Annotated in this window: 26 protein-coding genes; 24 read left to right on the top strand and 2 right to left on the bottom strand. The window is 35.2% G+C overall.

Translation table 11 applies throughout. From position 1 onward, the window contains the following. Positions 1-117: 117 nt before the first annotated feature. The 12 genes from SJY24_RS22880 to SJY24_RS22825 all read left to right on the top strand — a co-directional run bounded on the left by SJY24_RS22880 (position 118) and on the right by SJY24_RS22825 (position 10,134). Positions 118-1,179, top strand: coding sequence for a YpbB family protein (locus SJY24_RS22880; RefSeq protein WP_377866290.1), 1,062 nt, complete (start codon positions 118-120; stop codon positions 1,177-1,179). Next, on the top strand, positions 1,169-2,698 hold the full coding sequence (locus SJY24_RS22875) for a RecQ family ATP-dependent DNA helicase (RefSeq protein WP_377866289.1): 1,530 nt from the start codon (positions 1,169-1,171) through the stop codon (positions 2,696-2,698). Before SJY24_RS22880 ends, SJY24_RS22875 begins: the two co-directional genes overlap by 11 nt. Then, the gene (locus SJY24_RS22870; RefSeq protein ID WP_001025786.1) at positions 2,698-3,261 is read left to right on the top strand and encodes a CPBP family intramembrane glutamic endopeptidase; all 564 of its coding nucleotides are present in this window, start codon (positions 2,698-2,700) and stop codon (positions 3,259-3,261) included. The genes SJY24_RS22875 and SJY24_RS22870 overlap by 1 nt, the downstream gene beginning before the upstream one ends. A 22-nt stretch (positions 3,262-3,283) precedes the next feature. After that, on the top strand, positions 3,284-3,754 hold the full coding sequence (locus tag SJY24_RS22865) for a LysM peptidoglycan-binding domain-containing protein (protein ID WP_098762991.1): 471 nt from the start codon (positions 3,284-3,286) through the stop codon (positions 3,752-3,754). A gap of 80 nt (positions 3,755-3,834) precedes the next feature. Beyond that, positions 3,835-4,611: a metallophosphoesterase gene (locus tag SJY24_RS22860; protein WP_377866288.1), complete on the top strand. Its 777-nt coding sequence runs from the start codon at positions 3,835-3,837 to the stop codon at positions 4,609-4,611. Beyond that, positions 4,611-5,486: a MerR family transcriptional regulator gene (locus SJY24_RS22855; RefSeq protein ID WP_377866287.1), complete on the top strand. Its 876-nt coding sequence runs from the start codon at positions 4,611-4,613 to the stop codon at positions 5,484-5,486. Before SJY24_RS22860 ends, SJY24_RS22855 begins: the two co-directional genes overlap by 1 nt. 77 nt (positions 5,487-5,563) lie before the next feature. Next, positions 5,564-6,172: a genetic competence negative regulator gene (locus tag SJY24_RS22850; protein WP_377866286.1), complete on the top strand. Its 609-nt coding sequence runs from the start codon at positions 5,564-5,566 to the stop codon at positions 6,170-6,172. A 356-nt stretch (positions 6,173-6,528) separates the two neighbouring features. After that, a complete protein-coding gene (gudB, locus tag SJY24_RS22845; RefSeq protein ID WP_071744887.1) occupies positions 6,529-7,815 on the top strand; it encodes an NAD-specific glutamate dehydrogenase in 1,287 nt (428 codons plus the stop codon). Between the two features lie 80 nt (positions 7,816-7,895). Then, complete coding sequence (locus SJY24_RS22840) at positions 7,896-8,105, top strand: hypothetical protein (protein ID WP_000526180.1); 210 nt, start codon at positions 7,896-7,898, stop codon at positions 8,103-8,105. A 94-nt stretch (positions 8,106-8,199) separates the two neighbouring features. Next, positions 8,200-8,436: a DUF3961 domain-containing protein gene (locus SJY24_RS22835; RefSeq protein ID WP_002075213.1), complete on the top strand. Its 237-nt coding sequence runs from the start codon at positions 8,200-8,202 to the stop codon at positions 8,434-8,436. A 77-nt stretch (positions 8,437-8,513) separates the two neighbouring features. Beyond that, a complete protein-coding gene (locus SJY24_RS22830) occupies positions 8,514-9,044 on the top strand; it encodes a peptidoglycan recognition protein family protein (RefSeq protein WP_002064514.1) in 531 nt (176 codons plus the stop codon). Positions 9,045-9,153: 109 nt separating this feature from the next. Further along, a complete protein-coding gene (locus SJY24_RS22825; protein WP_377866285.1) occupies positions 9,154-10,134 on the top strand; it encodes a YpdA family putative bacillithiol disulfide reductase in 981 nt (326 codons plus the stop codon). A gap of 36 nt (positions 10,135-10,170) precedes the next feature. Here the strand turns inward: SJY24_RS22825 and ansA are convergent, their stop codons facing one another. Then, positions 10,171-11,145: an asparaginase gene (gene ansA / locus SJY24_RS22820; RefSeq protein WP_377866284.1), complete on the bottom strand. Its 975-nt coding sequence runs from the start codon at positions 11,143-11,145 to the stop codon at positions 10,171-10,173. Positions 11,146-11,356: 211 nt separating this feature from the next. Between ansA and SJY24_RS22815 the strand changes: the two genes are divergently transcribed. From SJY24_RS22815 to SJY24_RS22800, 4 genes are all read left to right on the top strand, one after another. Continuing rightward, on the top strand, positions 11,357-11,530 hold the full coding sequence (locus tag SJY24_RS22815) for a DUF5359 family protein (RefSeq protein ID WP_098665667.1): 174 nt from the start codon (positions 11,357-11,359) through the stop codon (positions 11,528-11,530). 130 nt (positions 11,531-11,660) lie between these two features. After that, positions 11,661-12,338: a (d)CMP kinase gene (cmk, locus tag SJY24_RS22810; RefSeq protein WP_000361260.1), complete on the top strand. Its 678-nt coding sequence runs from the start codon at positions 11,661-11,663 to the stop codon at positions 12,336-12,338. 330 nt (positions 12,339-12,668) lie between these two features. Then, positions 12,669-13,817, top strand: coding sequence for a 30S ribosomal protein S1 (gene rpsA / locus SJY24_RS22805; protein WP_000229578.1), 1,149 nt, complete (start codon positions 12,669-12,671; stop codon positions 13,815-13,817). Between the two features lie 12 nt (positions 13,818-13,829). After that, positions 13,830-14,879, top strand: a complete 1,050-nt coding sequence (locus tag SJY24_RS22800) for a type 2 isopentenyl-diphosphate Delta-isomerase (RefSeq protein ID WP_000251052.1) — start codon at positions 13,830-13,832, stop codon at positions 14,877-14,879. Between the two features lie 200 nt (positions 14,880-15,079). On the opposite strand, the gene SJY24_RS22795 is transcribed toward SJY24_RS22800, so the two are convergent. Then, positions 15,080-15,214 (bottom strand): YpzI family protein, encoded by a 135-nt coding sequence (locus SJY24_RS22795; RefSeq protein ID WP_000513901.1) that lies wholly within the window; start codon positions 15,212-15,214, stop codon positions 15,080-15,082. A 118-nt stretch (positions 15,215-15,332) separates the two neighbouring features. Between SJY24_RS22795 and SJY24_RS22790 the strand changes: the two genes are divergently transcribed. The 8 genes from SJY24_RS22790 to SJY24_RS22755 all read left to right on the top strand — a co-directional run bounded on the left by SJY24_RS22790 (position 15,333) and on the right by SJY24_RS22755 (position 21,063). Beyond that, positions 15,333-15,944, top strand: a complete 612-nt coding sequence (locus tag SJY24_RS22790; protein WP_377866283.1) for a YphA family membrane protein — start codon at positions 15,333-15,335, stop codon at positions 15,942-15,944. Then, positions 15,937-16,830: a YIEGIA family protein gene (locus SJY24_RS22785; RefSeq protein ID WP_377866282.1), complete on the top strand. Its 894-nt coding sequence runs from the start codon at positions 15,937-15,939 to the stop codon at positions 16,828-16,830. The genes SJY24_RS22790 and SJY24_RS22785 overlap by 8 nt, the downstream gene beginning before the upstream one ends. Beyond that, a complete protein-coding gene (locus SJY24_RS22780; RefSeq protein ID WP_000979049.1) occupies positions 16,827-17,012 on the top strand; it encodes a capping complex subunit for YIEGIA in 186 nt (61 codons plus the stop codon). Before SJY24_RS22785 ends, SJY24_RS22780 begins: the two co-directional genes overlap by 4 nt. A 124-nt stretch (positions 17,013-17,136) precedes the next feature. Next, positions 17,137-18,447 (top strand): ribosome biogenesis GTPase Der, encoded by a 1,311-nt coding sequence (gene der, locus SJY24_RS22775; RefSeq protein ID WP_001125886.1) that lies wholly within the window; start codon positions 17,137-17,139, stop codon positions 18,445-18,447. An 18-nt stretch (positions 18,448-18,465) separates the two neighbouring features. Next, the gene (locus tag SJY24_RS22770; protein ID WP_098499105.1) at positions 18,466-19,488 is read left to right on the top strand and encodes an NAD(P)H-dependent glycerol-3-phosphate dehydrogenase; all 1,023 of its coding nucleotides are present in this window, start codon (positions 18,466-18,468) and stop codon (positions 19,486-19,488) included. 113 nt (positions 19,489-19,601) lie between these two features. Further along, positions 19,602-19,853 carry a stage VI sporulation protein F gene (locus tag SJY24_RS22765; RefSeq protein WP_000369757.1) on the top strand — a complete coding sequence of 84 codons (252 nt, stop codon included), beginning with the start codon at positions 19,602-19,604 and terminating at the stop codon, positions 19,851-19,853. Positions 19,854-20,080: 227 nt separating this feature from the next. After that, positions 20,081-20,284 carry a DUF2768 domain-containing protein gene (locus SJY24_RS22760; RefSeq protein WP_098499106.1) on the top strand — a complete coding sequence of 68 codons (204 nt, stop codon included), beginning with the start codon at positions 20,081-20,083 and terminating at the stop codon, positions 20,282-20,284. A gap of 65 nt (positions 20,285-20,349) precedes the next feature. Continuing rightward, positions 20,350-21,063, top strand: a complete 714-nt coding sequence (locus tag SJY24_RS22755) for a hypothetical protein (RefSeq protein WP_098499107.1) — start codon at positions 20,350-20,352, stop codon at positions 21,061-21,063. Positions 21,064-21,132 lie beyond the last annotated feature (69 nt).

Below are 21,132 nucleotides of genomic sequence, written 5' to 3'. Positions count from 1 at the left end.
TAAATGTTATTTCGTTTGATACAATAGAATATATACAAGCATGTAGTGTGAATATGATAAGTTAAATGCGATCGTATTGAAAAAGGAATGAAGTTAGACTGAAAGGTGGAAGCGGTAATGCAGCTACAATATACTTTATTATATTGTTTAAAACAATTGAATGGTGAAAGAACCGTTTCTTCGATTTATTATTTGTTAAAAGGAAAGAGATCGTCGCAAACATTACAAGATGGGAATATGTTTCAAATTTCTTTTTTGTTTGGGATTTATAAATCATTAAATAGGGCTGATTATGATCAAGAAGTTGCCAAGTTGTTACAGACGGATTTAGTTCAATCTATACATGATAATACATACGTGTTAACGACTGCGGGTATCATGCAATTAAACAAATGGGAAGATGAATTTGCCTTTCCGACGTATTTACATGGTTTACACTATGGTGAAATAGGTGAAACGTTTTGGAAGAGATTATCATTAATCGTTCAAACCATTTCGAATATACAACAGGCGAATGCGAAATTTATTCCAATTCAACAGGATACAGAAATCATGATGTGGGTAAAACGTTTTCTCATGGGAATACCATATACGAGAAATGAATTGGCTAAAAGATTGTGGAAGGAGATGCATACTCTTTTACAAAAAAATAATTCAGTAGAAGCGACAATCGTAACATATCGGTTAACTGGCTATGAACGTATCGGGTGTACTTTACAACAATTAGCGGAAATTACGAAACAAGATGTATTTCGAGTGTACTTTTTATTTTGGGGTACAATTCATTTCCTTATTCAAGAAGTTCGCAATAAAGAAAATGAATTTCCATTATTAGCTGAAATTATTTCTTATCCAAATGAGAAAGCTGATTTATTTAGCTTATCAACGAAAAAAACATATAATTTTTGGAGACAAGGACGCTCTTTAGAAGAAATAGCGACAATTCGGAATTTAAAGGTTGCCACGATAGAAGATCATTTTGTGGAGATTGCTTTACGAGAAAAAGAATTTTCTATTGAGATGTTTATGGAAAAAGAAAAAATAGAAAAAGTATCAAAAGTAATTGAAGCATTACAAACACGTAAATTGCGTGTGTTGAAGCAAGCGGTTGGAGAGGGAATCTCTTATTTTGAAGTCCGTCTTGTATTGGCACGGATGGAGGGTATTAATGAAGCTTGAGGAATATTTATATAAGTGGTTTGGATATTCTGAATTTCGTCCGGGACAAAAAGGAGTTATTACGGACTTATTGGAAGGGAAAGATGTTGTAGCAATGCTTCCGACTGGAAGGGGAAAGTCAATGTGTTATCAACTTCCGGGGCTTCTGCAAGAGGGGACGGTGCTTGTTGTATCACCATTATTATCTTTAATGGAAGACCAAGTTACGCAATTAAAGTATGTCGTGAAAAATCGAGTTATTGCATTTAATAGTTTTCGGACGTTAAGTGAAAAAAGAGAAGCAATGAAAAAGCTATCTTTTTATAAATTTGTTTTCGTATCACCAGAGATGTTGCAGTCGGAACTTCTAATAAGAGAATTGAAAAAAATACATATTTCATTATTTGTCGTAGATGAAGCGCATTGTATTTCACAATGGGGATATGATTTTCGACCAGATTATAAAAAATTAGATAAAGTAATTGAGAGTATCGGATCTCCAAATGTACTAGCATTAACAGCAACTGCTACAAAGGATGTACTGCGAGATATAGCCGAAAGTTTAAATCTAAAAAATATCGCTGAGCATGTGTATTCAATTGATCGTCCAAATATTGCGATGGAAGTGCAATTTGTGGAAACGATAGAAGAAAAAAAAGAGGCGCTTTTTGGGCATATAATGTATTTGCAAGGACCTGGTATTGTGTATTGTTCAAGTAGGGCCTGGACAGAGCGTTTAACCGAGTATTTAAGAGGAAAAGGAATTGAAGGTGTAGCTTTTTATCATGGTGGTATGGAACATGAAGAGCGTATGTTAATTCAACAACAGTTTATGAATGACCAGTTGCAAATTGTAATATGTACAAGTGCTTTTGGGATGGGGGTCAATAAGGCGAATACAAGATATATTATTCATTTTCAATATCCGACAAATGTAGCTTCCTATTTACAAGAAATTGGAAGAGCGGGGAGAGATGGTGAACCGAGTATAGCCATTTTGTTATGTAGTCCATTGGATCATGATTTGCCAATTTCAATCATTGAAGATGAATTGCCAAGTAAATCACAAATACAATTTTTATTTTCGTTACTACAAGAAAGAATGTTTCAAACGAAAGTATTACCAATAGAAGATGTAGAGGAAATTTGTTATAATGCAGCAAGATTTAATGAACAATATTGGCGTTTTATCCGTTATCATCTCGAACATCTTGGAATCATACAACAGCGAAATCTTCTGCTAGAGAGCTTGTCGGATGAAATAATGCACAGATTAATAGCGGAAGTGGAAGTGAGACTGCGTAATAAATATAGTGAGTTAGAAAATATGAAGTCATGGATACAAGTTCAAGGATGTAGGCGTGAATATTTATTAAAACAGTTCGGTTATAGAAAGGAAAAAGAGATAGAAAACTGTTGTGATTACTGTGGTATTACAAAAACAGATTATAAAAAAAGACGAGCGCAACAGTCAGTTTTCGACTATAATTGGGAAACAGAGTTACAAAAGCTTTTCGGCCTAGGGAAGATGGAGGAATGATGAACATTCAAAGGCAAAATGTTGAAGATATGAGTCCGAGGGAAATAAGACTGAATCTATACATAACACAACTAATCATTATTGGTATCGGTTGTTTACTAGCATACATATTATTTCAAGATAAAAGAGAAGTTTATAGTTTGTGGAAATGGGAACCGATTTCTATACTTGTACTAGGTGGCTTATTAGCGATTTGTATTGTGTTATTAGATTATGTTGCAATGCGAGTGTTTCCAGAATCTTGGTTTGATGATGGTGGCATTAACGATAGAATGTTTCAAGGAATCTCTGTCATGCATTTACTCGTTATCACATTTATTATTGGCTTTGCGGAAGAGTTTTTATTTAGAGGTGTAGTGCAGACTCATTTTGGAATTGTAATAGCGAGTTTAATTTTTGCTGTGTTACATATTCGGTATATAACGAAGCCTTTTTTGTTTTGTTTCGTCTGCTTTATTAGCTTTGTTTTTGGTTATGTATTCGAGTGGACAGGAAATTTGTTTATAACAATCTTTGCACACTTTCTTGTTGATTTTATAATGGGACTCCAATTAAGAAAATAAATGGAAGGTGGTGGTGAACAACATGAGAAAACGAATTCCTGATTTTGAAGAGGAGTTAGAAGTTGAGCGAGTGGAAGAAGATGAAGGTTTGCCGCCGCGTAGTGAAATTCATAGAAATAAAGAGAAAAAACCAAAGTTTAAAATGAATCATATTTTCGTCCGAGTTTTAACATTTTTATTCATATTGTTACCTATTAGTATTCTATGGTATACAGATAAATACACGCAGGTGAAAAGTGATAGTAATAATGCTGGGAAAAGTGCGTTTGAAGTAATTTTCTTTGATTCAGCTAAGACTGATTCTCAAAAGCAGTCTGAGAAAGTAGCAACTCATATTGTGAAAGATGGAGAAAGTTTAAAAAGTATAGCGAAGCAATATTTCTCAGATGAAAATGGGATGGAAGTAATTAAAAAGTATAATGATTTACGAGAAGACGAAGTGAGAGTAGGACAAGAATTAAAAATTCCTATAAAAGATAAGTCTGCGAAGTAAGAGAGCTAGTTAAATGAGTGATATATAGCTGCATATAAAATGAAGGACTATACTTTACGAGGAGGGAGAGTAAAAAATATATGACATGGATTATATTATTATGTACTCTCATATGCATTGGTTTTGTATGTCTTCTTGGAATGTATAAAGAAGCGATGCGTAATACTGTGCTGGAACATACATTAGTATTCGAAGAATTTCCGGAAAGTTTTCAAAAAGTTAATATTTTTTTTATTTCGGATATTCATAGAAGGGTCATTTCTAGCTCGCTAATTGAACGAGTGAAAGGGAAAGCGGATATCGTAATTATTGGCGGCGATTTAGCTGAAAAAGGAGTACCTTTATCGCAAATCTCTTTAAATATTCAAAAGTTAAGAGAAGTAGCCCCTGTATATTTTGTATGGGGAAATAATGATTATGAAATTGAATATCACGAATTAGATGCTTTATTGTTAGAAAATAATGTGAAGGTATTAGATAATACAAGAGTTGTATTTGAGTCTGAATTAGGAGAGAAAATTTGCTTGCTCGGTATCGATGATGTTGGATTAGAACGAGATCGTTTAGATTTAGCATTGGCTGATTGTAAAGAAGAAGGTTTTCGCATTTTAATTAGTCACAACCCTGATATAATAAAGAAAATGTCTGGTAAAGAACAAATTTCGCTCGTGTTAAGTGGACATACACATGGAGGACAAATTCGGTTGTTTCCATCTGAAAAACACTTAAAGGGTGGCATATATAAGCATTTTAATATGACACTCTTTGTTAGTAATGGGTATGGAACAACATTGTTTCCTCTTCGTTTTCGGGCACCTTCTCAAACGCATATCATTACGTTGTGTGGAGGGAAATAATGCCAACTTCAAATGGAAACTATAATATAAAAGCTGTTTCGAATATACTCGGAATTCAACCGAGTACACTTCGCGCATGGGAAAGACGCTATCATATTATTGCCCCAAAGAGAAATCATGCGGGGCATCGTTTGTATACGGAAGAGCATATTCATATTTTGAAATGGTTAATGAACAAAGTTTCTGAGGGGATGATGATTGGACAAGCCGTTCAGTTATTAGAAGGGAATCGGTTGCAGAACAACATTCAAATAGAAAAAATTACTGATAAAGAAGTTGTTTTAGTGGACGATATACTACAAGCTTTGTTAGAATTTGATGAAATTAAAACTTCTGCATTAATAAACGAGGTTTTTAGTATATATTCAACGGAAAAGGTTGTTATAAGTATCATTCTTCAAGTGGCAAACAAATTGTTAATTTTAAAGAATAATAATGAGATTACAATGTCACAATTCAAATATGTTGTATCATTCTTACAAACACGTCTAGGAATGATTTATCATAATGCATCAGTGTATTCTTCCGTTAACAAAGTTTTCGTTTTAGAAAATAATATATTAAAAGGATTTATTTTCGCGACGTATTTACGAATAAAAGGATATCAAGCAATGTATATGGGGACAAGTTTAGATGAAGAAGGTATTTTACTAGCTATTGAACAATTGAAACCTAAGTATTTGTTTATATCTTTTGATGATGAACGAGAACTTGAAGAGGCAGTAAGATTTATTGATTTGTTGCAAGCAAAAAATAAAAATCTCTTTGTTGGTTTTATAGGAAGAAAAAGCATGGGGGATCAATTAAATCTTCAAAATATCCTTATTGGTAACACGAAAGAAGAATGGGATGGATGGCTAAAAATGTCAGAATAGTTGTTCGAAAAGAACCATCTATTTTCTATTTCATATAATAAAAATTAGATGCAATGGTTACGTAGGGAGGGTATGAGATGAGACTGGAACGTTTAAATTACAATAAGATCAAAATTTTCCTAACATTTGATGATTTATCAGAACGAGGATTAACGAAAGAAGATTTATGGAGAAATGCACCGAAAGTACAGCAACTATTCCGGGATATGATGCAAGAAGCAAATAAAGAATTAGGGTTTGAAGCGGATGGTCCGATTGCTGTGGAAGTATTTTCTCTACAAGCTCAAGGTATGGTTGTAATTGTAACGAAAGAAAATCAGGAAGTGGACACAGAAGATGAGTTCCGTGACGAGTTTATTGAAATGCAAGTGACTCTTGATGAAAGTGAACATATACTTTACGAGTTTGCTACATTAGATGATGTAATCAATTTGTCAAATCGCTTATATAACCTTGGTGTAACTGATGGGAAGTTGTATACATGGGATAATCGTTTTTATCTTTGGATAGAAGAAGAAGAGCAATTTCAATTATTGAAGGCAGATTTTATAGCTATTTTAGCGGAATACGGTAATCCGTCAACAGCAACAATTTACCGCGTAATGGAATATGGTAAAGAATTAATGGATTCTCAAGCAATTGAACAAATATACAATTACTTTGTGAAAAAGCAAAACCTCAGCTAATGTAACGTAGCTTGAGGTTTTATTTTTATTCAGCTGAAGATTGGAAAATCTAAAATCTATAAAGTGAAGTTTAGGCAACAAGACTAGCCGACCTGTATTTGAAAATTTGATCAGTATTTCTTGATGAAATACTGATTTTATTGAATGTATTTTGGTGAAAATAAAAAATATTTAAATATTTAAGTATTTTACTTTTCTAAAAGCAATAAAAGGACTATAATAATAGTGAAAACGCTTGCAACGCAAAATAGTTTGTATATATTTGTTAGCGTTTTCTATTGCATTCCAAATTTAACGGTGTATACTAGGCAATGAAGGTTTACTAAACAAGTGAAATTACAGGGGGTTTACTTACTATGGTAGCCGAAAAGGGAACTCAAACGAAAACACAACAACAAGGGGAACAACATTTTGAATTGTTAAATTCAACACAAATTGTAATTAATGAAGCATTAGAAAAATTGGGTTATCCAAACGAAGTATATGAATTATTGAAAGAACCAATTCGTATGATGACAGTGAAAATTCCAGTTCGTATGGATGACGGGACTGTTAAAATATTTACAGGATATCGTGCACAACATAATGATGCTGTTGGTCCAACGAAAGGTGGAATTCGCTTCCATCCAAACGTAACAGAAAATGAAGTGAAAGCACTTTCTATTTGGATGAGTTTAAAATGTGGTATTGTTGATTTACCATATGGTGGAGGTAAAGGTGGAATCATTTGTGACCCACGTGAGATGTCTTTCCGTGAATTAGAAAGATTAAGCCGCGGTTATGTACGAGCAATTAGCCAAATTGTTGGTCCGACAAAAGATATTCCGGCTCCAGATGTATTTACAAACTCACAAATTATGGCATGGATGATGGATGAGTATAGCCGTATCGATGAATTTAATTCACCAGGATTTATTACAGGTAAACCACTTGTATTAGGTGGATCACACGGACGTGAAACAGCGACTGCAAAAGGTGTAACAATTTGTATTCGTGAAGCTGCGAAAAAACGTGACATTGATATTAAAGGTGCGCGCGTTGTTGTTCAAGGATTCGGTAACGCAGGTAGCTTCTTAGCTAAATTTATGCATGATGCAGGCGCAAAAGTAATTGCAATTTCAGATGCTTATGGCGCATTACATGATCCAAATGGATTAGATATTGACTACTTACTAGATCGTCGCGATAGCTTCGGTACTGTAACAAAACTATTTAATAATACAATTTCAAACAAAGAACTGTTAGAACTTGATTGCGACATTTTAGTTCCGGCTGCAATTGAGAACCAAATTACAGAAGAAAATGCTGATAAGATTAAAGCGAAAATTGTGGTTGAAGCTGCAAATGGCCCAACTACATTAGAAGCAACAAAAATCTTAACAGATCGTGGTATTTTACTTGTTCCAGACGTATTAGCAAGTGCTGGTGGCGTTACAGTATCTTACTTTGAGTGGGTACAAAATAACCAAGGTTACTACTGGACTGAGGAAGAAGTAGAACAACGTTTAGAAAAAGTAATGGTAAGATCATTCGATTCAATTTATGAAACATCACAAGTTCGTAAAGTAAACATGCGCTTAGCTGCGTATATGGTTGGTGTTCGTAAAATGGCTGAAGCTAGTCGCTTCAGAGGTTGGGTATAATATATAATGTTTTGAGAAAACGTGATTTCCTTTCGAGGGAATCACGTTTTTTTGTTGAAGTATTAAATGAGGTGTTGTATATGGGGAATGAAATGATGGAACGAGTAGACCAATTAGAAGAAAAGGTTAAGGTGTTAGAGGGTGAACTTGCAAGAGTTAAGAGAGCCCGAAAAACAAGTATCGTTCGGGTGTTCGGCGAAGGATTATTGTTTTTAATATTTGGTGCATTTGTAGTTGGACCAATTATCGCGTTTATATTCACAATTATTACTTGGCTTGTTGAAAAATAGAATAAAAAATAAAAAAGAACGCTTGTTCTACACGAACAAACGTGCTATACTTTCCTTAGATAAGCAAAACGGAAATGATTTTAAGGAGAGATAAATGATGAAAATGACAGTAGACCAAAGATTTATGATGCCAGCAGATGTTGTAGAACGAGTGGAAGTATTACGAAACAAACAAAGTAAGCGTGGCACATTATTACAATCGGTAAATAAATTTTTCGGTTTAGATACGAAAGAAGATTGTGTTTGGTTTTACGGTTTTTATGGAGTGGCTGTAAGTATTTTATTATTTATGGTATTCACATCAAATATTTTCGATTTTATCTTCGCATAAGAAATATGCTATAAGGACATTGCTACCGAATACATATAAGGAAGTAAGGTAATCTTCTAAAGCGGGAGTTGGTAGTAATGGCGATGTTTCCTATAGAGCGTAACTATATTGGATATGGAAGTTCACGACCGGGAATTCCTCTTTCTAAAGTAAGGTTTATTGTAAGTCATGATACGGGGAATCCTGGTAGCAATGCGATAGGGAATCGAGATTACTTTAATGAAATACAACCGAAAGCTTCGGCGCATACATTTATAGATGACAAAAAAATATTGGAAATTATTCCTATAAATGAAGTTGCGTATCATGTTAGATATGGTGTGCCGACGGATAATGACTTATATGGTTATGATGCGAATAAGGCTGCCATTGGGGTAGAACTTTGTTATGGCGGTGATGTTAACTTTTGGGAAGCATATACTCGTTTTACGTGGTATCATGCGTATTTATGCCAAAACTTCGGTTTGAATCCGAAAAAAGATATCGTATCACATAAAACACTTGATCCAGCTAGAAAGATTGATCCTGAGAATGTATTAGGGAAACAAGGTATTAAATTTCAGCAGTTTTTAGCAGATGTCTATCGGATGTACGTTTCGTTTAGATGACAAATATATGAAAAATGAATACAATAAAGATAGGTGCCTACTGCTGTAAGTAGGTTTTTTCTTGTTTTTATAAATAGCGTATTGGTAGAAGACTAGGAGTGAGCTGAGTATGCAGAAAGAAACAGCTATCATAATTGGAGGCGGTCCGTGCGGATTAGCAGCAGCAATTTCGTTGCAAAAGGTAGGGATAAATCCGTTAGTAATTGAAAAAGGAAGCATTGTAAATGCGATTTATAATTATCCAACTCATCAAACATTTTTCTCTTCTAGTGAAAAATTAGAAATTGGTGATGTAGCTTTTATTACAGAAAATCGTAAGCCAGTTCGAAATCAAGCACTTGCGTATTATCGTGAAGTAGTAAAGCGTAAATCTGTACGTGTAAATGCTTTTGAACGAGTGGAGAAAGTTCAAAAAGATGGAGAAGTTTTTCGGGTTGAGACGACAAAGCGTGACGGAAGTAAAGAAATATATATCGCGAAATATATTGTTATAGCAACCGGATATTATGATAATCCGAATTATATGAATGTGCCTGGTGAGAAACTTGAGAAAGTAGCTCATTATTTCAAAGAAGGACATCCTTATTTTGATCGAGATGTCGTTGTAATAGGTGGTAAAAATTCAAGTATAGATGCGGCGTTAGAGCTTGTTAAATCCGGTGCGCGTGTAACGGTGCTATACCGAGGTGGAGAATATTCGCCAAGTATTAAGCCGTGGATCTTGCCGGAGTTTGAGGCTTTAGTACGAAATGGGACAATTCAAATGCATTTCGGGGCTCATGTGAAAGAAATTACTGAACATAAATTAACTTTTACAGTTGATGGTGAAGCCTTTACAATCCAAAATGATTTTGTATTTGCGATGACTGGTTACCATCCTGATCATAGCTTCTTAACGAAGATGGGTGTTCGGATTGATGAAGAAACAGGGCGTCCGATTTATACAGAGGATAGAATGGAAACAAACGCTGAAAATATTTTCATTGCAGGTGTAATTGCTGCTGGGAATAATGCAAATGAAATATTTATCGAGAACGGTAGATTTCATGGGGATGCGATTGCGCAAACCATTGCATCAAGAGAAAAATAAAAAGCAGCTGTCGAAAAAACTTCGACAGCTGCTTTTTTAATCGTGCATATACATATTCTGGATTGATTCATGAGAGTTTGTATTCTCTAATGCGACTAACAATTTAATACGTGCTTTTTGAGCGTTTAAACCGTATGTGAATATAACGCCCATATCTTTTAGTTGTTTGCCCCCGCCTTCATACGAATATACATCTTGAACGATACCGTTGAAACAGCGAGACACTAATACAACAGGAATTCCTTTGCTTATTAATCGTTCTAAACTAGGAAGTGTTCGTGGAGGTAAATTACCTTGTCCAAGTGCTTCAATAACAATTCCATCTACTGGAAGGTTTTCAATTGCTGCTAACAATGTATCATCCATACCAGCGTATGCTTTTAGAACAACTACGTTTTTAGAGATTTTATTTACTGTGTATGTTTCGTGATGTACTAAAGCGTGATGGAAGACAACACCGCGTTTTGTTACCATGCCGATTGGTCCATACTGTGGGCTTTGGAATGTTGCAACATTACTTGTATGTGTTTTTGTTACATTAGTAGCGCAATGTATTTCATCATTTAATACGACTAAAACACCTTTTTCAGCAGCTTCATTACTGCTAGCAACTTTTACAGCTGATAAGAAATTATATAGACCATCAGCACCTAATTCATTACTAGAACGCATTGCTCCTGTCACGATGATTGGGATGGTTGCTTGAACTGTTAAATCAAGAAAATAAGCTGTCTCTTCTAATGTATCGGTACCATGCGTAATGACTACGCCGTGAATATTATCTTGTTTTACTCTTTCGTCAATAATGACTTGTAATTGTAGCATTTCGCTAGGAGTCATATGAGGAGATGGAAGATGGAACACATCTTCGACAATTAAATCAACATCGCCTTCTAAATCAGGAATAAATTTCAAAAGAGGATTCTTTTTACCTGGTTGTACAACCCCAGTTTCTTTATCTTCCTCCATTGCAATTGTTCCGCCTGTGTGTAAAACTAGGATTCTTTTCAATGCTTATACCCCTTTCAAGTTGAAAAATACATTTAGAACATAACATGTTTTGAGTAAATTCGACAATGAAAATGTATAAAAGTATGCTTAGAAAATGACAATAAAATGAATGGCTTTAGGTGTTCGCAGGCAAGTGGTTACTAGATTAGGTTTTGTTTATATAAATTTACGAAATTAAATGTGTAAGTATAGAGAGGAAGGAGTGAGTTTTTTGGAAAAAGTAGAAAGGATTATAATTCGTATATTGCTGATTCAATTTATTTGTCTTTCTATTGTCCAACTGCTTTTTATACATAAATCTTCAGTGAAATATTTATCGAAAATTGTTTATTACGAAGGTGTCGTCACGAAAAATAGGGCGGAAATCTTACAGGTGAATAAGTAGTTTTCATTTTCTTCTATGGTGGATTATGCTACAATAATTGAGGATTTAATGACGTGAAGCAAATGGGAAGAAGCAGGGGGAGAATACCTGCTTTTCGTTTTGTTTTATAAGTGAAAAATGAGGTGTTACAATGGATAAACGAATTTCGATTGCTATAGATGGTCCAGCAGCTGCTGGGAAAAGTACAGTTGCAAAAGTTGTTGCAAAAAAACTTTCATATGTTTACATTGATACAGGCGCAATGTACCGTGCTATTACATATGCAGCCCTTGAACAAAAAGTGGATATTGAAAATGAAGAAAAGTTAATGGAAGTTGTAAAAAATGTGAATATTGAATTTCAACAAGGGGAAAATACACAACTTGTATTTTTAAATGGACAAGATGTTTCTGAAGTGATTCGTACACCTGATGTGACGAATCGCGTATCTATTGTAGCAAAGCATCGTCTTGTTCGTGAAGAAATGGTACGTCGTCAACAAGAATTAGCTGAAAAGGGCGGCGTAGTAATGGATGGTCGTGATATTGGTACACATGTACTACCAGATGCTGAAGTGAAAATCTTTATGCTTGCTTCTGTAGAAGAAAGAGCAGAAAGAAGACATTTAGAAAATATGAATAAAGGTTTCGATTCTAATTTAGAGCAGTTAAAAGAAGAAATTGCTAGGCGTGATAAATTAGATTCAGAACGTGAAGTTTCTCCTTTGAAAAAAGCTGATGATGCATTGGAATTAGATACAACTTCTTTATCAATTGAAGAAGTTGTCCAAAAAATTATGGGTATTGTTTCAGGAGTATTTGCGAAATAAAGAAAGAGGACTATCCTCTTTCTTTATTTTTTTTGAAATGTAAAGGATACGTGAATTATAAGTCTCTTTTCTTGACAAATGGGCTAATTTGTAAGAAGTTAGTTACAGAGGAAAAAAACTGTCAGAATATATTCGCTATTATATTTCAAATCATACTTTCTTCAAGATGATTTTGCTGTATACTATTTATATAGGCTTAATATAGTTTCTTGTGAACTGTATTGAAACAGAATATGTGATGATAAATTCTTAAACATGCAAATGAAAACATTTGTTTTCATTTCGTATATACATAAAAATGCTTTGTCAATTCTGTAGGGAGGTATTTCCATGGTAGAGAAAATGAATGAAGAAGTTATGAATTCAAAAGAATTACAAGTTGGTGACGTTGTTACAGGTTCTGTAACGAAAGTTGAAGAGAAACAAGTTCTTGTAAATGTTGGATACAAAACAGATGGCGTAATTCCAATTAGTGAATTAGCTAACGTTCATATTGAAAAAGCAAGCGATGTTGTAGAATTAGATCAAACACTTGAATTAAAAATTATTAAATTAGAAGAAGATGATCTTGTCTTATCTAAACGTGCTGTTGACGCAGAAAAAGCGTGGGTAGAATTACAAGAGAAATTTAATTCTGGTTATGTATTTGATGTTACTGTAAAAGATATCGTGAATGGTGGATTAGTTGTGGACCTTGGTGTTCGTGGTTTTATCCCAGCTTCACTTGTAGAAGTACATTATGTAGAAGACTTTGCTGACTATAAAGGAAAAACATTAGCGGTGAAAATTGTTGAATTAGACCGTGAAAAAAATCGTGTAATCCTTTCGCATAAAGCTGTAGTAGAACTAGAACTAGATTCTAAGAAAAAAGAAGCCATCTCTTCGTTAAAAGAAGGAGATGTTGTTGAAGGGACAGTACAACGATTAACGGATTTTGGTGCTTTCGTTAACGTTGGTGGTGTGGATGGTTTAGTTCACATTTCACAAATTTCACATGAACGTGTAGAACAACCCTCTGAGGTATTAGAGCAAGGTCAAAAGGTAAAAGTAAAGGTGCTATCTGTTGATGCCGATACACAACGTATTTCTTTATCAATTAAAGCAGCTCAGCCAGGACCTTGGGAAAATGTTGCTGGCGAAATAAAAGCTGGAGATATTCGTGAGGGAGTAGTAAAACGCCTTGTTACATTCGGTGCGTTTGTTGAAATTTTACCTGGTGTTGAAGGGCTTGTACATGTATCTCAAATTGCAAATCGTCACGTGAAAAATCCAAATGAAGTATTGGAAATGGGACAAGAAGTAAAAGTGAAAGTGCTTGAAGTCCATGTAGCAGAAAAACGTATTTCTTTAAGCATAAAAGAAACGCTTGAAGAAAATAATGTAACAGAAGATTATAGCCAATATGAGCCAAATGCTGATTCGGCTACTTTCCAGTTAAGTGATATTATTGGTGAACAACTGAAAAAATTAAAGAAATAAAGAGGGGTACAAGTGGTAAGGGCAAAACGTAAATTAGATCATATTGAATATGCTCTTTCTACTGGTCAGTCTCGTACGCATGGCTTTCATGATATTGATTTTGTGCATCAAAGCTTGCCAAATTCAAGTTATGACACTATAACATGTGAAACGAAAATCGGCGAACTTTCACTAAGTTCGCCGATTTTTATCAATGCGATGACTGGTGGTGGAGGAGAGCAAACATTACATATTAATGAGCAATTAGCATATGTAGCGAAACATCATAACCTTGCTATGGCTGTAGGTTCGCAAATGGCAGCCTTAAAAAATGAAAGTGAGGCGGCTTCGTATAAAATCGTCAGAAAGGTAAACCCAAATGGCATTTTCTTTGCTAATTTGGGGAGTGAGGCAACTGTCGAACAGGCGGAGCGTGCCGTTGATATGATTGAAGCGAATGCACTGCAAATTCATTTGAATGTCATACAAGAGTTGACGATGCCAGAAGGAGACCGTGATTTTACGGGTGTACTTCGGCGAATTGAACAAATTGTGTTAAAAAGTAAAGTTCCTGTCATTGTAAAAGAAGTGGGATTTGGAATGAGTAAGGAAACAGTACAGCAGTTAGCGAGTATAGGTATAACAGCAATTGATATTGGTGGACAAGGTGGTACGAATTTTGCTGCCGTTGAAAATGAAAGAAGACAGCGAATGCTTTCTTATTTTAATAACTGGGGCATACAAACAGCTACCTCGATTATTGAAGCAACCTCTACAAATAATAACCTCTCTTTTATTGCATCTGGGGGTATACAAACAGCGCTTGACGTGGCAAAGGCAATCGCATTAGGGGCGAATACAACTGCGTTTGCTGGGTACTTTTTACGTGTTTTAATGCAAGATGGTGTCGAGAAGTTAATGGATGAAATCGATCTTTTACATACAGATTTAAAATTTATTATGACAGCTCTTGGCGCGAAGACGATAGAAGAGTTACAATCTGTACCTCTTGTTGTAAAAGGCGAAACGTATCATTGGTTAATGCAGCGTGGTATTGATACTACGCATTATAGTAGGAGATGAAAAATCAACCGTGTGGTTGGTTTTTTTATAAAATGAAGAAGTGAGATATTGCTCTATATAATTCTACGAATGAAAAAAGAGAAATATATTATGATTGAGATATTAATACGAAAACAAAAGAATTATATTATGAATAGAATTTATTAAAAAAATACGAAAAAAGACGGTTTCATACAATACTGAAACCGTCTTTTTTATTTTTAGTGCTGATTTTGCTTTCGAGCTTGCTCCGGTGTATCAAGACTAGTTGCACCAGGATATTGAAGTGATTGGTCGCGATCAGATTCAACGCGGCGTGATTCTCTTAGCTTTCGTTCTTGGCGATCTTTACCCATTGTGAGTTCCACCTCCTTATTAAAAGTTTTGCTGTTATGAGAAAAACTATGCACAAAGAAAAGGTAGGATTAACTTTCATAAAAAGTTCCCATAATGGAAAACATAGGAGGTGAAATGATGGATGGGAGTACTTTTTATTTTGTGGCTTGGATAGGGTGGATTGTCGTGACCTTTTTTATGAAAAAAGAACCTATTCGTTGGAAGATAAGTGCTTGTATATTAATTTTTATTATTTGTTCCCCGTTAAATGTGACGATTGCTTCTTTTACTGTATCGGTAAATGCCCTTTTGCTTTGTGTTATTTCTTTTGTAGGCATCACGCTATACTCTATTTGGAAAAAATTATACGCCTTACTTTCGGCGCTTATTATTGCAATGTTATATACAAGTTTCCATTTGTTAGAAGTATATGATCCGATTTGGATTGTGGTTGATAGGTTGTTGCTGCTAAGTGGTGCACTTGTGTATGCATCAATTTTATTGTACGGGGATCGCAAATTAAGATTGTCCACCTTGTATATAGGGATGTTACAAGGAGAATTGTTGGTGACGCTTATTTTTCATAAATTACATTTTCCTTATGAATATGGCAGTTTAGCCTTTTTTGATGTTGTTGCTGTTTCTACTTTATTTATGGCGATTTTACTATGGATTACAAAAGTATCAGTATATATGGAACAATTTAAGAGGAAAACGCGTAAAAGAAGGGCGAGGGTAATACATGACTGAATATACACCAGCCATTTTATGTGGCGTAATTGCCGGGACGGTAACTAGGGTGTTAATGCTTCGTACCGATACGAGGCAATATCCGACGAGGCTTCACGGGAAAATTATTCATATTGCGATGGGGTTAATTGCGGCTGCCTTAGGGGCAATTGCGATTCCGTCTATTTTGAAAAAAGATTTTTCTGCAATTACATTTCTTACGTTAGCGGCGACGCAATTTCGTGATGTGCGTAATATGGAAAGAAATACGCTTCAACAATTAGATGGATATGAGCTCGTACCACGTGGTAATACATACATTGAAGGGATTGCATTAGTCTTTGAAAGTCGTAACTATTTGGCGATGTTAACGTCGTTTGTAACAACGTTTGCATATATAGGATTCCATTCATGGATTGCTGGGGTAATTACTGGTATGGTAAGTTTTTTCATTGCGAGAAAATTAATGTCAGGTAAAAGGCTTCATGATCTTGTAGAAATTGAGCACGTTCCACTTCGTTTTGAAGGAGCGGGACTTTATATTGATAATATTTACATTATGAATATTGGATTACCAGCAAGGCAAGAAGAAATTATGAAATATGGAATGGGATTTATTTTAAAACCGAAATCGATAGATGCGATGGTTACAATCTCGAACTTAGGACAACGTCAAGCTATTTTACATGATGTTTCTGTTGCTTTAGGAATATATAGAGATTCTGGAACGCCGGCACTTGTACCGTTAGCGAAGCGTGATTTAGAGGATGGGAGAGTTGGGATTTTTGTTCTGCCGCAAGATCAAGATGTAGAAAAAGCGATAGGGGTAATTGGAAATGTACCAACATTAGAGAGTGCCGTTCATATGTCATCAGAAGCTCCGAAAGGAAGGGGAGATAAGGGATGATGTTAGAAAGTGTTATTCTCGCGGTTATTACAACAAAACCGGAGAAATTTGCAGGTGGTGCTCCTTTGTTTACTTGTGAATCGACAGAGGAACTAGAATTTGTTGCAAATAATTTAGAGGCGATTTTAGACGGTATTGCGCATCGCTTACAAGAGAATGTATATATTATTGTGAAACATTAGCAACGTGTGGTATAATATGAGGTGTTTTGATACGTTGAGAATTATTCTGGAATGCAAATCCCTTCTTGCACAAAGAAGGGTTTTTTACATAATAAACAGAAGCAAGTTGAAAGGATGAAAGTATATGCCGAAACCAGTAATAGCAATAGTAGGCCGCCCGAACGTAGGAAAATCTACTATTTTTAATAGGATTGTTGGAGAAAGAGTTTCAATCGTAGAAGATATACCAGGAATAACGCGAGACCGTATTTATAGTGCGGGAGAATGGTTAAATCATGAGTTTAACATTATAGATACAGGTGGAATTGATATTGGAGACGAGCCGTTCTTGACACAAATTCGTCAACAGGCGGAAGTAGCGATTGATGAAGCAGATGTTATCATTTTTATGACGAATGGTCGCGATGGTGTAACTGCAGCAGATGAAGAAGTTGCTAAAATTTTATATCGTTCTAAAAAACCAATTGTACTTGCGGTAAATAAGGTTGATAATCCAGAAATGCGTAGTGATATTTATGATTTTTATGCATTAGGATTTGGCGAGCCATTCCCGATTTCAGGTACACACGGTTTAGGACTTGGTGATTTGTTAGATGAAGCTGCAAATCATTTTCCAAAGATTGAAGAAGAAGCGTATGACGATGAAACAATCCGTTTCTCTTTAATTGGACGTCCAAATGTAGGGAAATCATCACTTGTAAATGCACTTCTTGGTCAAGAACGTGTAATTGTAAGTAATATAGCGGGAACGACACGTGATGCTGTCGATACACCATATAGTAAAGATGATCAAGATTATGTAATCATCGATACAGCTGGTATGCGTAAAAAAGGAAAAGTATACGAAAGTACAGAAAAGTATAGTGTACTTCGTGCACTTAGAGCGATTGAACGTTCTGACGTTGTTTTAGTTGTTTTAGACGGAGAAGAAGGAATTATTGAGCAAGATAAAAAAATCGCTGGATATGCTCATGATTCAGGACGAGCTGTTATTATTGTTGTAAACAAATGGGATGCAGTGAAAAAAGACGAAAAAACAATGAAAGCATTTGAAGAAAACATCCGTGCTCATTTCCAATTCTTGGATTATGCGCCGATTGTATTCTTATCTGCGAAAACGAAAAAACGTACACAAACGTTATTACCGGTTATCAATGAGGTAAATGAAAGTCATAGCATCCGTGTACAAACAAACGTATTAAATGATGTAATTATGGATGCGGTAGCGATGAATCCAACACCAACTCATAATGGTAGCCGTCTGAAAATCTTCTATGCGACACAGGTTGCGGTAAAACCACCAACATTTGTTATATTTGTAAACGATACAGAATTAATGCACTTTTCATATGAGCGCTTCTTAAAGAATCGTTTACGTGAAGCGTTCGGTTTTGTAGGAACGCCGATTCACATTATCGCTAGAGCAAGAGACTAATGGAGAGGATGTGATTTTATGACAAAAATCACAGTAGTAGGAGCAGGTAGCTGGGGAACAGCGTTAGCGATGGTATTAGCTGACAATGGACATGATGTACGTATTTGGGGAAACCGTCCTGAGCTCATGAATGAAATTAATACGAAGCATGAGAACAGTAAATATCTTCCGGGGATTACATTGCCAAGCACAATCGCAGCCTACTCTTCTTTAGAAGAAGCGTTAGTAGATGTAAATACAGTACTGCTAGTAGTACCGACGAAAGCGTATCGTGACGTATTGCAAGAGATGAAGGGAATTGTTACGGAACCAATTACTTGGATTCATGCAAGTAAAGGAATCGAACCAGGTACGTCAAAACGTATTTCGGAAGTGATTGAGGAAGAAATTCCAGAGAATTTGATTAAAGACGTTGTTGTACTGTCTGGACCGAGTCATGCTGAAGAAGTTGGTTTACGTCAAGAGACGACGGTTACGTCTGCGGCAAAGCGTATGGAAGCGGCTGAGGAAGTACAAGATTTGTTTATGAATAGTTATTTCCGTGTATACACAAACCCAGATATCGTTGGAGTTGAACTTGGTGGTGCGTTAAAAAATATTATCGCATTAGCTGCTGGGATAACGGATGGTCTAGGGTTAGGTGATAACGCAAAAGCGGCATTAATGACACGGGGTTTAACGGAAATTGCTCGTTTAGGAAGAAAAATGGGTGGGAATCCGTTAACGTTTGCTGGTCTAACTGGTATGGGAGACTTAATTGTAACTTGTACAAGTGTTCATAGCCGAAATTGGCGCGCTGGAAATATGCTTGGAAAAGGACATTCTTTAGAAGAAGTGTTAGAAAGTATGGGTATGGTTGTAGAAGGTGTAAGAACAACGAAAGCTGCTCATGAATTGGCAGAGAAAATGGAAGTTGAAATGCCGATTACAGCTGCTTTATATGACGTGCTATTCAATGGGAATAATGTGAAAGATGCAGTAGGCTCATTAATGGGACGTGTTCGAAAACATGAGGTTGAGGCGATACCTGATTTGTTATAAAAAAACGGTGGAAGTACATTTTGTACTTCTACCGTTTTTTATTTTCTGGGTTTTTTCACCAATTTTTCATTTCCGCATAGGATGAAGAGTAACTTGAGGAGAGGGTGAAAAAAATGGATAACAACATTTTTAGTAACATTGAAAAAGAAGCGAAAGTGAATAAAGAAGATATTTTTAAATTAGCATCATCTGTACAAAATGCGAACTTGCGTGATGAGCAAGTGCTTCGTCAATTGATTCATCAAGTTGCTCTAATGGCAGGACGTGAAGTGCCGAAAGAGCAAGAGGATCAAATTGTAAAAGCGATCATTAACAATAATATGCCAGCGGATTTTGGTTCGTTAAGTAAAATGTTTAAAAAATAAATTATGAGAAACAAAGAGTTTAGAGAATGCATATGATAGTTATGAAAGAATGGGAATAGAGCTGGTAAGGGCATATTTGGTCAACCGAAGCGCATCATTTTGTGCTTCGGTTTTATTATTTTAAATAAATTTCGTCAATTCACGGCAAAATGATGAAATTTATTTGTTTAAAGATTTTAATTTGTTAAAATAGTATAAAAATAGATTGAAAGTAAAGGGGTGTATATATGTCGGAAGGGCTTATGAAAATGTGGTTTGCTTTAGGGGCAATTGGATTTATGTTTCTTGCAGTAAGTTTTATTTTATTAAGTAGGCATAAAATGAATAATAAAATTTTGAAAGGGATTACAGCTTTAGTAGCGTACACCCTCATGATTGTATCTGGAATTATTATTTTCCTTGTTGTATTTAGTGGTCCTATTGAGCAGTAGAGGATGTGTAGTCTGTAAATGTTACAAAAGGAACAGTCCATACTAGCAGGAAAAGGTGATTACCAGTGAAAAAAATCCATATTATTTTAATATTTTGTTGCATAAGCATTTTGACAGGGTGTATGTATCCGAGAGAAAATATGAAACAAAACGCTATTCCTTATGAAGATCAGTTACAAGTTGTTCAAAAAGCTATTACTACATACAAGGAACAAACGAATGGTTTATTACCAATTAAGACGCGTGATATGAGTACGCCGATTTATCAAAAATATCCAATTGATTTTCAAAAAATTGCTCCAAGGTACATACAAGAGGCGCCAGGGAATGCATATGAAAGTGGAGGCGTATATCAATATGTATTAATAGATGTTGAAACAAATCCGACAGTAAAGTTAATTGATGTTAGGATGGCGGAACAAATTCAAGAAGTGGCATTAAAGTTAAGGATGTATCGTGATGAACATCAATATCCACCGTTTAAAAAAGTAATTGCGGATGGTGTTTATGAATTGGATTTTAAAAAACTAGGATATAAAGATGTACCGCAAGTGAAAAGTCCATATTCTGGAAAGGGGCTCCCTCTTGTAATCAATGAAAAAGGTGAAGTGTTTGTTGATTATAGAATCGACTTATATGAAGCGTTGAAAAAAAATGAAGGACAATTTAAGGAAGGAGAAGATATTCGGAGTATACTATCGAAAGATTCCCCATTTGTTCCTGCATATTCTTTACCGTATACAGTGAAAGACGGAGAACCAATTTTTTTTAAATCATAAGTCATGAACCTTTCTTTTAGCGAATAAGTTCTAAAAGAAAGGTTTTTTATGTTATACAACAACTTGCGA

It is taken from the genome of Bacillus sp. R86525, from assembly GCF_042466195.1.
GTDB classification, from domain to species: domain Bacteria; phylum Bacillota; class Bacilli; order Bacillales; family Bacillaceae_G; genus Bacillus_A; species Bacillus_A nitratireducens.
This window is presented reverse-complemented; position numbering and strand designations above follow the sequence as displayed.